The following is a 12,906-nucleotide window of genomic DNA, read 5'->3' on the forward strand; positions in this document are numbered from 1 at the left end:
GATATCCATTTTTTAATCTTATAATCACAGATAGTGTATCACATAAAATGAACTTTTTCAAACATTGTATTTATATACTCCTTATGAAAGGATACGAAACTCATAAGTATCCTATATAAAATTAACCAATGATCCATTTTTATGAATACATCATAATCTGTCATTTCCACTTTGGTTATATTTTAGATATTCTAATACAAAATATTGGGACATCTTGTGTAGAAAATTTCTTTTTTTCGTAAATATTACAGTTTCTATTTTATTAAAGTATTGTCTCAGCTAGACTTATTCCTGTTCTTACGATTTTTGCTATTTTCTTCGTTTTCCTTTCTGATAACTTGCTGAAAATCTTCTATTTATCTTACCAATATACAGTATATAGTTTTTTTGTTTTGATAAACTTTGATAGTTCAATGAAAACCCAATTTTACACTCTGACAAAACACTATATCTTGTGCTTTGTTTTTGAAACTGTAACTTTTTAGCACAAGATTTAGTTTAAAAAGTTTGACAAAGTTTTTTTTTCTGATATACTAAGAAAGTAATCTATTTTGAAAGAGGAGTTACGAAAATGGTAACCGTTTATTCTAAAAACAACTGTGTCCAATGTAAGATGACCAAGCGTTTCTTGGACAGCAACAATGTCGCTTATCGTGAGATCAATCTCGACGAGCAACCAGAGTACATCGATCAAGTTAAAGAGCTCGGTTTCAGCGCAGCTCCTGTTATCCAAACACCAACTGAAGTCTTTTCAGGCTTCCAACCAGGAAAACTAAAACAATTAGCATAATCTTAGTACATCATCCAGAAGAGATTGCTTCTAGGGCTAACTTAGAGGCCTTTCTTTTGTAATTAGATAAAGGAAATTTTATGGGATTAAAACATCTTGAGGACGTAACTTACTTCCGTCTCAATAACGAAATCAACCGTCCTGTCAATGGACAAATCATGCTTCATAAAGATAAGGAAGCCTTGGATGCCTTCTTTAAAGAAAATGTAGTTCCAAATACCATGGTTTTTGATTCAATTACTGATAAAATCAACTACCTTATTGAACATAACTACATCGAAACTGCATTTCTCAAGAAATACCGTCCAGAGTTTTTGGAAGAATTGCATCAATTTATCAAGGACCAAAACTTCCAATTCAAATCATTCATGGCTGCCTATAAGTTTTACAACCAGTATGCCTTGAAGACTAATGACGGTGAATATTACCTTGAAAGTATGGAAGACCGTGTCTTCTTTAACGCGCTTTATTTTGCTGACGGGGATGAAGCGATTGCGACTGATATTGCCAATGAAATCATCCACCAACGCTATCAACCAGCTACTCCTTCCTTCTTGAATGCTGGTCGTGCTCGTCGTGGAGAGTTGGTATCTTGTTTCTTGATTCAAGTAACTGATGACATGAACTCTATCGGACGTTCCATCAACTCAGCTCTCCAACTTTCACGTATCGGTGGTGGTGTGGGAATTTCCCTCAGCAACCTTCGTGAAGCTGGAGCTCCTATCAAAGGTTATGAAGGTGCTGCTTCTGGTGTCGTACCAGTTATGAAGCTTTTTGAAGACAGCTTCTCTTACTCAAACCAACTCGGGCAACGTCAAGGTGCTGGGGTTGTCTACCTCAACGTCTTTCACCCAGATATCATCGCTTTCCTTTCAACTAAGAAAGAAAATGCCGATGAAAAGGTTCGTGTAAAGACCCTTTCACTCGGTGTTGTAGTACCCGATAAATTCTACGAATTGGCCCGTAAAAATGAAGAAATGTACCTCTTCAGCCCGTACTCTGTAGAACTTGAGTATGGTGTGCCGTTCAACTACATCGATATCACAGAAAAATACGATGAATTAGTCGCAAATCCAAATATCCGCAAGACAAAAATAAAGGCGCGTGATTTGGAAACTGAAATCTCTAAATTGCAACAAGAATCTGGTTACCCTTATGTCGTCAACATTGATACAGCCAACCGTGCTAATCCTGTTGATGGAAAGATTATCATGAGTAACTTGTGTTCTGAGATCCTTCAAGTTCAAGAACCAAGCTTGATCAACGATGCTCAAGAATTCCTTCAAATGGGAACAGACGTATCATGTAACCTTGGTTCAACCAACGTGGTCAACATGATGACTTCACCTGACTTTGGTCGTTCTATTCGCGCTATGGTTCGTGCTTTGACTTTCGTTACGGATAGTTCGCACATCGTAGCTGTTCCTACTATCGACCACGGAAACAGTTTGGCTCACACCTTTGGTCTTGGTGCCATGGGACTTCACAGCTACCTTGCCCAACAACTGATCGAATATGGATCAGCTGAGTCAGTTGAATTTACAAGCATCTACTTTATGCTTATGAATTACTGGACCTTGGTAGAATCTAATAACATCGCGCGTGAACGTGGTATCACCTTCCACAACTTTGAAAAATCAGACTATGCTAACGGAAGCTACTTCGACAAGTACGTGACAGGCGAATTTGTTCCAAAATCAGACCGTGTTAAAGAACTCTTCAAAGATGTCTTTATTCCAAGTGCTGCTGATTGGGCTGAACTTCGCGAAAAGGTTCAAGCAGATGGTCTTTATCACCAAAACCGCCTTGCTGTAGCTCCAAATGGTTCTATCAGTTACATCAACGATGTTTCTGCATCTATCCACCCGATTACGCAACGCATTGAAGAACGCCAAGAGAAGAAAATCGGTAAAATCTACTATCCTGCTGCAGGTTTGTCAACAGATACTATCCCTTACTACACTTCTGCTTACGACATGGATATGCGTAAGGTGATTGATGTTTACGCTGCTGCGACTGAGCACGTGGACCAAGGGCTTTCACTCACCCTCTTCATGCGTAGCGACATTCCAAAAGGTCTTTACGAATGGAAGAAAGAAAACAAACAAACGACACGTGACCTATCTATCCTTCGTAACTATGCCTTTAACAAGGGTATCAAGTCTATCTACTACGTCCGTACCTTTACAGACGATGGTGGAGAAGTCGGTGCTAACCAATGTGAAAGCTGTGTGATTTAATTTTTGCTTGAGGAAACTACATTTTCTCAGATTAGTGATTCAATCACCGTGTTAGACTGGAATAAGCATCTATACTATGAAATAACAAAAAGTCGGGCTTCCGACTTTTTGTGCGATACTCCTCTAGAATTATGATAAAATAGAAATAATTGTGAGCTCGCAATATTAAACACAGAAAGAGATTTCAAATGGAAACTTACTACAAAGCCATTAACTGGAATGCCATCGAAGATGTCATCGACAAATCAACTTGGGAAAAGCTGACAGAGCAATTCTGGCTCGATACGCGTATCCCCTTGTCAAATGACCTAGACGACTGGAGAAAACTATCAAACAAAGAAAAAGACTTGGTTGGAAAAGTCTTTGGTGGTTTGACCCTTTTGGATACCATGCAATCTGAAACAGGAGTTCAAGCACTTCGCGCAGACATCCGTACACCACATGAGGAAGCTGTTTTCAACAACATCCAGTTTATGGAATCTGTCCACGCAAAATCTTACTCTTCTATCTTTTCAACCTTGAACACCAAGGCCGAAATCGAAGAAATCTTTGAATGGACCAACACTAACCCCTACCTACAAAGAAAAGCGGAAATTATCAATGAAATCTACCTCAATGGTAGCCCACTTGAAAAGAAAGTTGCCAGTGTTTTCCTTGAAACTTTCCTCTTCTACTCTGGTTTCTTTACACCGCTTTACTATCTTGGTAACAACAAACTAGCCAATGTTGCAGAAATCATCAAACTGATCATTCGTGATGAGTCTGTTCACGGAACTTATATTGGTTACAAATTCCAACTTGGTTTTAACGAATTGCCTGAAGAAGAGCAAGGAAAGCTCAAAGAATGGATGTACGATCTGCTCTACACTCTCTACGAGAACGAAGAGGGCTATACAGAAAGCCTCTATGACGGTGTTGGTTGGACTGAGGAAGTTAAAACCTTCCTTCGTTACAATGCTAATAAGGCTCTTATGAACCTAGGACAAGATCCACTCTTCCCTGATTCAGCTGATGATGTCAATCCAATCGTTATGAACGGTATTTCAACAGGAACTTCTAACCACGACTTCTTCTCTCAAGTCGGAAATGGTTACCTCCTTGGTGAAGTTGAAGCCATGCAAGACGAGGATTACAACTACGGTTTGGACTAATTTGACCAATCATTCAAAATATCATGGTTTGTTTAAAACAACCATGATATTTTTGTTTTTGTTTTATTTTGTTTTTTTCTATTTGATTGATTGAGCGTTTTATGGTAAGATAATAATAGTAGAAATCGAGGTGATAAGGATGCTAAAGCAAGAAAAACTAGATAGTATTCTAGAAGCAGTAAATACAAAAGGCACTATTACTGTAAAAGAGATTATGGAGAGTCTTGATGTGTCAGATATGACAGCTCGCCGCTATTTACAAGAACTAGCAGACAAGGATTTGCTGGTTCGTGTGCACGGTGGCGCTGAAAAACTTCGTACAGGTTCTCTCTTAAACAACGAACGCTCAAACGTCGAAAAACAAGGCTTGCAGATTGCTGAAAAACAAGAAATTAGCCGTTTTGCAGGGCATTTGATTGACGAAGGTGAAACTATTTTTATCGGGCCAGGAACAACCTTAGAATGTTTTGCTCGTGAGCTCCCAATTGATAATATTCGTGTTGTAACAAACAGTCTTCCAGTTTTTCTAATCCTAAACAAACGAAAACTAACAGATTTGATCTTGATTGGCGGAAATTATCGCTCCATCACTGGTGCTTTTGTAGGGACACTTACCTTACAGGATTTGACCAACCTTCAGTTTTCTAAAGCTTTTGTAAGTTGTAATGGTATTAAGGATAAGGCAATTGCTACTTTCAGTGAAGAAGAGGGTGAGGTACAACGAATCGCCTTGAACAATGCCAATAAAAAATACTTACTAGCAGACCACAGCAAGTTTAATAAGTTTGATTTTTACACTTTCTACAATATCTCAGAGATTGATACCATCGTTTCAGATTCCAAACTGAGTCAGGAAACATTTGAAGATTTGTCGAAACAAACAACCATTCTTTTATCAAAACCATAAAAATTCCCCTGCCTTTTGGCGGGGAATTTTTGTTGAATTTTATTCAATAAGTTGTGTCTCAGCTAGTTTCTTGTACCAGTGAGCTGATTTCTTAGGATAACGCTCCTGGGTTTCAAAATCAACATAGAAGAGACCGTAACGTTTTTCATAACCGTTTGACCATGAGAAGACATCCATCAATGACCAGATGAAGTATCCTTTTACATTAGCTCCATCTGCAATCGCATCAGACAAAACTTCCAAGTGTTGCTTCACGTAATCAATACGACCATCATCGTAAACAGTGTTATCAACAAACTCATCTTTATAGCCGAGACCATTTTCAGTAATGTAAATCTTCTTGTAGTTAGGATAATCTTTCTTCACACGCATGATTTGGTCATACAAACCTTGAGGGTAGATAATCCAATCCCAATCCGTACGTGGTACATAATCAGGAGCTACACGACGACCAACGCCTTTGATTTGGTATTTAGAGCTTCCTTTCTCACCCTTCCCATTGTGGATGATTTCAGTTTCTCCATCAAAGGCTTCCATCCAGTCACTCATATAGTAATTGATTCCAAGGAAATCATTCAAGTCTTTTGCAGCTTCTAATACTTCGAAATCTTCTTCACGAAGATCTAAGCTACCACCATTGGCAGCCAAGATAGCCTCTACCCCTGCCAGGGTCTTTTCAGAGTAGTGACCCAGATAAGTTGCATCCAAGATAAATTTATTATGGATAATGTCCTCCAACTCTGCCGCAATAACATCTGCAGGATTTTCAGGATCAAGTGGGTACTTGGTTGGGAGAGCGTGCACGACACCAATTTCCCCTTTATAGCCTTTCTCTTTGTACAATTTTACCGCGCGTGCATGAGACACCATCATATTGTGGTGCGATTGGAAAACTTTGGCAAGATCGTACTGGATACCTGGAGGGAATTTCCCAACCAAATACTGACCATCTCCTATCGGCCCAATTTCATTAAAGGTTGTCCAAAAGTTAACTTCAGGAAACTCTTCAAAACAGAAAGCCGCGTAGTCTACAAAGTGTTCAATGTTTTCACGGTTTAAGAAGTCTCCATTTGAATGTAGAGCTTCTGGCGTATCAAAGTGATGAAGAGTTACAAAGGGCTCAACATGACGTTTGTGGCACTCTGCAAATAGATTATGATAGAACTCAACCCCCTTGTCATTAACTTTCCCATAACCAGTTGGAAAGATACGTGACCAAGCGATTGAGATACGGATACCATTGACACCATACTCTTCTGCAAGTTTGAGGTCTACTGGGTATTTGTGATAGAAATCACTGGCTGGTTCAGCAGTGTACCAGTAGTTATCTTCAAGATATTTATCCCACGCTACTGGTCCTTTACCATCAGTATGTGTAGCACCTTCTGCTTGATAGGCAGCTGTTGCGCCACCGAAAATAAAGTCTTTTGGAAGTGTTTTTGTCATTTGATTCACCTTTCAAGAAATAGAAATGAGATGGGGATATAGTTGGGAGGAATTACTCCATCTCACTTCTTCGCTCTTTACCTTTTATTCTTCGAACTGCTCTTGAACAAAGGCAAGAGCGCCTTTTCCATCGCGAGTCAGTTTAATGTATTGGCCACCTTCTGTCTTGGCAAGTTTGATACCAAGTTTGTCAGTTTCGGCCTTCATGTCTTCAAAGTTTGAAGCAACTTGAGGAGCAAGGATAACCAGATCAAACTCAGGCAACATTTCACGGTGAGCACCATAGCCACCAGCTGCTGCTTTAACAGGAACCTTGTACTCCGCAGCTGCTTTGTTTAGAGCATTTGCAAGGAGACCACTTGTACCTCCGCCTGCACAGAGAACGAGAACATTGGTTTCTTCAGTAATTGTGTTTTGCGCTGCTTCTACACCAGCTTTTTCAAGAATCGCATCTGCTTTGGCAGTATTGAAGTTTGCTGCTACTTTTTCTTTCAATTCATCATTGGCTTTACCTGAACGCTCTTCTTCAAGAATTTGTTCATCATAAACCTTGAGGAATGGATAGTAAATGGCTACGTCTACAAGAATTAACAAAGCAGCAAGTACAAATGACAAGAATTGGAAGTTTGTACCGAGAACAATACCGAGAGGACCTGGTGTTGTCCAAGGAAGGTTGGCAGTAAATGAGTTCATGCCAAGCGTTTCAATAAAGAATTTAAAGATCCATACGTTAGCAATTGGCGCAAAGATAAATGGAATAAAGAAAATCGGGTTCAATACAAGCGGTGCACCAAACAAGATTGGTTCATTTACACCAAAGAAAGTTGGCACTACTGAAGCACGTCCGATTGCACGATTTCGTTTTGATTTAGTTAACCACATGAACATGAATGGAACAACCAGTGTTGCACCTGTACCACCCATGGTAACAATAAACATTTGTGTACCTGAAGTAAGGATCTTGTCTGCATGCATCCCTTGTTGGAGAAGGTTCAAGTTGACTTCGGCATTTGCATAGGTAATAGCTGCGATTGCTGGTTCAACGATAGATGGACCATGGATACCAACAAACCAGAAGAAGGCAAAGGCACCAAAGATAATCGTAATACCTAGATAACCATCAGCAGCAGAGAATAACGGTGCAAAGAATTTACCGATTGATTCAGCTACGCTTGCACCAACAAAATGACGAGCTAGTAAATCGAGAGCATAAAGAGAAACCACTGATAGAGTGAATGGAATCACATCTTTAAAGACTTGTGAGATATTTGGTGGAACTTCGTCAGGCATACGAATAGTGACGTTGTTCTTAACACAAACCTTATAGATGGTTACAGTAACAAAGGCAGCAAGGAATGCTGAAAGCAAACCTTTTGTTCCAAGGAAACCTGTCGCAAAGCCACCTTCAATCGGATCAGCTGCTAACATCAACAAACCAACAATCGCAGCTAAAAGTGTTGACATATAGTTGATTTGATTGGTTTTTTCCATGCTACGGTTTACTGAGTCGGTCAATGACTTAGCTGTTGTACCAGCTACCAAGAGAGCTAGAATCCCCATTGAATAGCTATAAGGTTTCATGAGGAGATTAACAACTTCATCAGACCATTTAAAGCCCCATGAGTTTGGTACAAAAGCAATCAAGATAAAGATACTTGAGAAGAGAATAACAGGCATCCCTGCAATGAAACCATCACGAATAGCACGAAGATAGATATTACGAGACAGTTTCTCAAAGAAAGGCTTTCCTTTCTCGATAAATGAAATTAGTTTGTTCATTACTTAACTCCTCTCTTATAGAGTTCGATTAAATGGTGCATCAAATCTTTTAACAAAATGGTAGTCATCAAGTGGTCTTGGCCATGCATCATGGTCACGCTATAAGCCAAATCCTCACCAGCTGCCTCCTTGGTCAATAGACTTGTTTGCGCGTGATGAGCCTCGGCGATACAGCCACCAGCTTCCTCAACTAAGCTATCCGCTTTTGCGAAATCACCAGCTTCAGCAGCCTTCAAGGCTTCCAATAGTTTTGAACGAGCATCGCCAGCATAGGCTACGATTTCAAAACCTAACAATGTTACTTCTTCTCTATTCATGATAGAATTCTCCTTATGTATTTTTAATTAAATTTTTATGACAATAAACGTTGGATATGTAGAACTAGATAAACTCGTTCACTTTTATACAAATCAAGACCCGTATATTGCGTAATCACATCATAGATCTTGGAACCAATCTCGAACGCTTTTGGATAGGATTGTTTAATATGATCTTCCATATCCAGAAGTGATTGGTTATCATCTCTAGATCTGTCTAAATAATCCAAGAAATAATTCAAATGAATCATAAAACGATCATAGAAATGATTATTCTCTTTGGTTCGTTGAATTGCATAACCCTTTAGCACTTCTTCAACATTCCTGAGAATTTCTTTCCTCTTATCAATCGACTCAACCACTTGAACTTCATTCTCCCCTTCGGCATTGATGAAATGATAAGCGATCCGAATAATTTCATCCTCAGGGAAATGATCTGTCAACTTCTGACGATAGATTTCAAAAGCTTCCTTTGCGATTTGAAAAGCGACAGGATACTTAGTGGAAATATCTGGCAGATTACTATCCTTGTACCTTCCTTGTGCTAGAGCTTGGTAAGAACAGTAAATATGATCTGTCAAGGTTACGTAGAGATACTCTTGAATCGGATAATGATATTTCTTTGATAGCTTATCAATGATTTCATAAGTCACTGTGATAAAATCCAGCGGAACATCTTTGAGGAGAGCCATAAAATTTTCTCTGGACTCTTCTGTCTTCATCCGAAAGATTTTCTCAACTTGATCTTCAGCAATCAAATCCCCCTTCTTTTTCCCAAATGCAATCCCTTTACCAATCACAATCACTTCTTCTCCTTTGTCATTTCTGACAAGTGAGACGTTGTGATTCATTGGGTTTAGAATTCGATACATGGCAACCTCCTTTTATCTCTTAAAGGTATATGAGTATAAAAAATGACCACAAATGAACTAGAAAATCCTTTGATTTCTAATCCATCTGTGATCATGCCTAATATTACTTAGTAACACTCACCTTGTATTAACTTGTGATTTAAGTATAGCACAAGTCAGTTTTTTTGTAAACCTTTACATGTAACTTTTTTTAAAATTTTTATTTAGATCAATGTTCCTAAGATTAGGGGGGGAAAACTTATACACGTTCAGTCCATGAAGTCGCTGTTGTTTGAAGAACCTTGTTGAGTTCGTCAATGTTTTCAAAACCAGTTGTGCGAAGCCATTCGCGAGCTGCTGCCTCACCGTCTTTGATGTAGGCTTCAACTGATCCAGCCCATGTTGCACGTCCACAAAGAACACCGTTGAAGTTTGCGCCTGATTCGTGGGCAAAGACAAGCGTTTCTTGGAAGAGTTTAGCTGATACACCCGCACTCAAGTAGATGTAAGGAAGATTTGTTGCTTCGTCTTGAGCTTTGAAGAAGGCTGCTGCTTCTTCGCGTGTATGAACGACTTCTCCATCACCAAAGCCTTCAACGTATTTCACATTGACTGGAACTTCCACTTTCAAAACATCGATGTTGAAGCGTGGGTCTGAGAAGACTTTCATAGCACCGATAACCTTGTGTGGCTTCACTTTTGCGTATTCTGCTGAACCTGCATCAGCAATCTTTTCATCGTAAGCCAAGATCTCAAGGAAGAAAGGAATGTCTTCTGCCACACACTCTGAACCGATGCGTTCGATATAGGCTTGTTTTTGTTGGTTGAGTTCATCAGAGCTGTCTACGTCATAGTAAAGCAAGAACTTGACAGCATCTGCACCTTGTTCTTTGATGCGTTTGGCAGACCAAACATCCAAGCAGTCAGGCAAGCGTTTAGTGCTAGTTGTGTCATAACCCGTTTTCTCATAAGCAAGGAGAAGACCAGCATTGGCATCAAGCGCTTTTGTAGCTGGAAGACCATACTCTGGGTCAAGAAGCATAGAGGATGCGTATTTAGTCAATTCATCTGCTACCAATACTTTGAGTTCTTCCATTTGATCCACTGTTGGCTCTTCTGTTTGGTATTGAGCCATGAGGCGTTTCAAAGCACCACGTTGGTCAAAGGCAAGAGCTGAGATAATGCCATTTTCATCTGAAAGTTTTTCTAAGCGCGCACGTTTTTGTTCTGTTAAAGCCATTTTATACCTCTTTTACTATTAATTGATCATATAAAGCTTGATAGTTGGCCATATTGACATGGCCTGTCATCTTTTCTTGAGCGTTAAGCATACCAAGGACATTTGCCTTGATGAGGAGTTCTGCATCCGATTCCTTATGAAGAAGACCTGATGAAATACCTGCAACAGTAGAATCTCCAGATCCGACAGGATTGACTACCTGAATTCTTGGAATATCTACTTTGTAGAAAGTGTCACCATGTTTTGCAAAAGCACCATTTGCACCAAGTGACACGATAATCCACTCAATCCCTGCAAATAAAGGCTCTTGAAGAACTTCTTTTAATTCATCCAAATCCTCAGAAACTTCTTTCCCAAGAAGCTGAGACAATTCTTCGTTATTTGGTTTAATAACTGTTGGTTTGTGTGGTGATTCAAGAATCGCCTGAAGTGCTGCACCTGAGCAATCTAGAACAACTGGTTTTCCTTTGCGATTAGCAAGTTCTACTAAGCTTGCATAGTAGTCAACTGGAAGACCTGCTGGCAGGCTACCAGAGATAGCAACTACTTCCACAGTGTCAAGGAGATTTTCGAAATGAGCCAAGAAATCTTGCCCTTCTTGTTCCAGAACTTCGGGACCTTTTTCAAGGATTTCTGTTTGGTTTTCACCGTGTAGAATAGCGATACAGTTACGAGTCTCTCCTTGAATGGAGAAGAAACGTTTCGTTACTTTATCATCGATATGCTCTACTAAAAACTCACCAAGTTTACCACCGACCAAACCGGTAGCAACAACAGAATCACCAAATTCTGAAAGCACTCGTGTAACATTGAGCCCTTTACCACCAGCTGTCTTGGTCACGTCCACCACACGGTTGACAGTGTCAATTTTTAATTCATCCAAAGGATAAGAAATATCAATGGATGGATTCATTGTGACTGTTAAAATCATGCGTCACCTCTTAGTCGTGGTATTCACCGCGATCCCATTTTTCAAGGAATTCTGTAAAGAAGTTTGCATCTGCTTGATGAGCATTGTGAGTTTCAACGTGCTCAATTTTCGCAATCAATTTTTTGTTTTCTTCTGATGGTTTGTATTCAGCATTGATGAAAGCTTCAATGATGTCGCACATGAGCAATTCACCAGTGATTTTACCACCAAAACCAATAACATTGGCGTTCAATTGTTCTTTTGCATAAAGAGCTGTTGTCATATCACGAACCAAGGCAGAACGAACTCCTGGAACTTTGTTGACAGCGTTGTTGATACCAACACCAGTACCACAGATACATACCCCAAGATCAGCTTGACCGCTAGTTACAGCTTCACCCACTTTTTTACCAAAGATTGGGTAGTGAGTACGTGTGTGGTCATAGGTACCAAAGTCGATGACTTCATATCCTTTTGATTTCAAAAATTCTGAAACCGCCATTTTTTCATCTGTTACGATGTGGTCACATCCAATTGCAATTCTCATTTTAACTTACCTTTCTTACTGTAATCTAATTAGCACATTTTGTTCAACATATCAACACGAATCTGGTGACGTCCACCGTCGTATTTACCATTAACAAAACCTTTAGCAATGTTTTTGGCCAATTCGTCACCAACAAGTTGTGCACCCATAGTGATCATACGTGAGTTGTTGTGTCCACGAGTCATATAAGCTGAACGTTCATCTGAAACTTCTGCAGCAACCATTCCTTTGATTTTAGTTGCGACCATGAATGGACCAGCCCCATAAGCATCAATCACGATACCAAGGTTTTGTTCTTCTTTGTTTACTTCTGCAGCAACAGCAAGAGTCACATCAACAAAGTCTTGACCTTCAGCTGTAACATCCACAACGTGGAAGTTTTCTTTTTCCAAGAAGTCTTTCACTACTTCTTTCAATCTCAAACCTGCAGCATCTGCACCGATAACAATAGACATATTGTATACTCCTTTTTATTTTTCTAGGCTAGTAAAGACTTTTATAGTTAGCAGTTTACCTACAAAAGACTTTCTAGCAGTTTATTGACAAATTGGATTGAATGAGATGAATATCACCTTATCCAAGTCCAGGAAATCAAGTTCCTAGAAAGAAACTTTCTCTGCGACAGAGAATATAACAAGTGATTATTTGTTTGTTACAAACATCATTTGTTGTTTACAAACATAATATACTCCTATTTATAGAAAAAGTCAACAGTAAATGTTTGTTTT

Annotated in this window: 12 protein-coding genes; 4 read left to right on the plus strand and 8 right to left on the minus strand. The window is 39.4% G+C overall.

Translation table 11 applies throughout. The features are described 5' to 3' along the window. Window positions 1-571 precede the first annotated feature (571 nt). The 4 genes from nrdH to GMD5S_RS0205275 all read left to right on the plus strand — a co-directional run bounded on the left by nrdH (window position 572) and on the right by GMD5S_RS0205275 (window position 5,088). Entirely contained in the window at window positions 572-790 is a 219-nt protein-coding gene (gene nrdH / locus GMD5S_RS0205260) for a glutaredoxin-like protein NrdH (RefSeq protein WP_000259240.1), read from the plus strand. Between the two features lie 80 nt (window positions 791-870). Further along, entirely contained in the window at window positions 871-3,030 is a 2,160-nt protein-coding gene (gene nrdE / locus GMD5S_RS0205265; protein WP_000523273.1) for a class 1b ribonucleoside-diphosphate reductase subunit alpha, read from the plus strand. A 188-nt stretch (window positions 3,031-3,218) separates the two neighbouring features. Then, window positions 3,219-4,181 (plus strand): class 1b ribonucleoside-diphosphate reductase subunit beta, encoded by a 963-nt coding sequence (gene nrdF / locus GMD5S_RS0205270; RefSeq protein WP_000451373.1) that lies wholly within the window; start codon window positions 3,219-3,221, stop codon window positions 4,179-4,181. 139 nt (window positions 4,182-4,320) lie between these two features. Beyond that, window positions 4,321-5,088 (plus strand): DeoR/GlpR family DNA-binding transcription regulator, encoded by a 768-nt coding sequence (locus GMD5S_RS0205275; protein WP_000917587.1) that lies wholly within the window; start codon window positions 4,321-4,323, stop codon window positions 5,086-5,088. Window positions 5,089-5,127: 39 nt separating this feature from the next. Here GMD5S_RS0205275 and lacG read toward each other — a convergent pair whose 3' ends face one another. The 8 genes from lacG to lacA all read right to left on the minus strand — a co-directional run bounded on the left by lacG (window position 5,128) and on the right by lacA (window position 12,633). Further along, window positions 5,128-6,534 (minus strand): 6-phospho-beta-galactosidase, encoded by a 1,407-nt coding sequence (gene lacG, locus GMD5S_RS0205280; protein WP_000169240.1) that lies wholly within the window; start codon window positions 6,532-6,534, stop codon window positions 5,128-5,130. 84 nt (window positions 6,535-6,618) lie between these two features. Further along, the gene (locus tag GMD5S_RS0205285; RefSeq protein ID WP_001037492.1) at window positions 6,619-8,313 is read right to left on the minus strand and encodes a lactose-specific PTS transporter subunit EIIC; all 1,695 of its coding nucleotides are present in this window, start codon (window positions 8,311-8,313) and stop codon (window positions 6,619-6,621) included. Further along, a complete protein-coding gene (locus GMD5S_RS0205290; protein ID WP_001078319.1) occupies window positions 8,313-8,630 on the minus strand; it encodes a PTS lactose/cellobiose transporter subunit IIA in 318 nt (105 codons plus the stop codon). The genes GMD5S_RS0205285 and GMD5S_RS0205290 overlap by 1 nt, the downstream gene beginning before the upstream one ends. A gap of 35 nt (window positions 8,631-8,665) precedes the next feature. Next, the gene (locus GMD5S_RS0205295) at window positions 8,666-9,502 is read right to left on the minus strand and encodes a PRD domain-containing protein (RefSeq protein WP_000285700.1); all 837 of its coding nucleotides are present in this window, start codon (window positions 9,500-9,502) and stop codon (window positions 8,666-8,668) included. Window positions 9,503-9,740: 238 nt separating this feature from the next. Next, window positions 9,741-10,721 (minus strand): tagatose-bisphosphate aldolase, encoded by a 981-nt coding sequence (gene lacD, locus GMD5S_RS0205300; RefSeq protein ID WP_001229132.1) that lies wholly within the window; start codon window positions 10,719-10,721, stop codon window positions 9,741-9,743. Between the two features lies 1 nt (window position 10,722). Then, window positions 10,723-11,652 (minus strand): tagatose-6-phosphate kinase, encoded by a 930-nt coding sequence (locus tag GMD5S_RS0205305; protein ID WP_000604304.1) that lies wholly within the window; start codon window positions 11,650-11,652, stop codon window positions 10,723-10,725. Between the two features lie 10 nt (window positions 11,653-11,662). Further along, window positions 11,663-12,178 (minus strand): galactose-6-phosphate isomerase subunit LacB, encoded by a 516-nt coding sequence (gene lacB / locus GMD5S_RS0205310; protein WP_001216921.1) that lies wholly within the window; start codon window positions 12,176-12,178, stop codon window positions 11,663-11,665. Between the two features lie 29 nt (window positions 12,179-12,207). After that, window positions 12,208-12,633: a galactose-6-phosphate isomerase subunit LacA gene (gene lacA / locus GMD5S_RS0205315; RefSeq protein WP_000029277.1), complete on the minus strand. Its 426-nt coding sequence runs from the start codon at window positions 12,631-12,633 to the stop codon at window positions 12,208-12,210. Window positions 12,634-12,906 lie beyond the last annotated feature (273 nt).

This window comes from Streptococcus sp. GMD5S (assembly GCF_000298715.2).
Lineage (GTDB): Bacteria > Bacillota > Bacilli > Lactobacillales > Streptococcaceae > Streptococcus.

Coding starts and splice junctions, on each gene's coding strand:
- nrdH (WP_000259240.1), top strand. CDS start 572: ATGGTAACCGTTTATTCTAAAAACAACTGTGTCCAATGTAAGATGACC.
- nrdE (WP_000523273.1), top strand. CDS start 871: ATGGGATTAAAACATCTTGAGGACGTAACTTACTTCCGTCTCAATAAC.
- nrdF (WP_000451373.1), top strand. CDS start 3,219: ATGGAAACTTACTACAAAGCCATTAACTGGAATGCCATCGAAGATGTC.
- GMD5S_RS0205275 (WP_000917587.1), top strand. CDS start 4,321: ATGCTAAAGCAAGAAAAACTAGATAGTATTCTAGAAGCAGTAAATACA.
- lacG (WP_000169240.1), bottom strand. CDS start 6,534: ATGACAAAAACACTTCCAAAAGACTTTATTTTCGGTGGCGCAACAGCT.
- GMD5S_RS0205285 (WP_001037492.1), bottom strand. CDS start 8,313: ATGAACAAACTAATTTCATTTATCGAGAAAGGAAAGCCTTTCTTTGAG.
- GMD5S_RS0205290 (WP_001078319.1), bottom strand. CDS start 8,630: ATGAATAGAGAAGAAGTAACATTGTTAGGTTTTGAAATCGTAGCCTAT.
- GMD5S_RS0205295 (WP_000285700.1), bottom strand. CDS start 9,502: ATGTATCGAATTCTAAACCCAATGAATCACAACGTCTCACTTGTCAGA.
- lacD (WP_001229132.1), bottom strand. CDS start 10,721: ATGGCTTTAACAGAACAAAAACGTGCGCGCTTAGAAAAACTTTCAGAT.
- GMD5S_RS0205305 (WP_000604304.1), bottom strand. CDS start 11,652: ATGATTTTAACAGTCACAATGAATCCATCCATTGATATTTCTTATCCT.
- lacB (WP_001216921.1), bottom strand. CDS start 12,178: ATGAGAATTGCAATTGGATGTGACCACATCGTAACAGATGAAAAAATG.
- lacA (WP_000029277.1), bottom strand. CDS start 12,633: ATGTCTATTGTTATCGGTGCAGATGCTGCAGGTTTGAGATTGAAAGAA.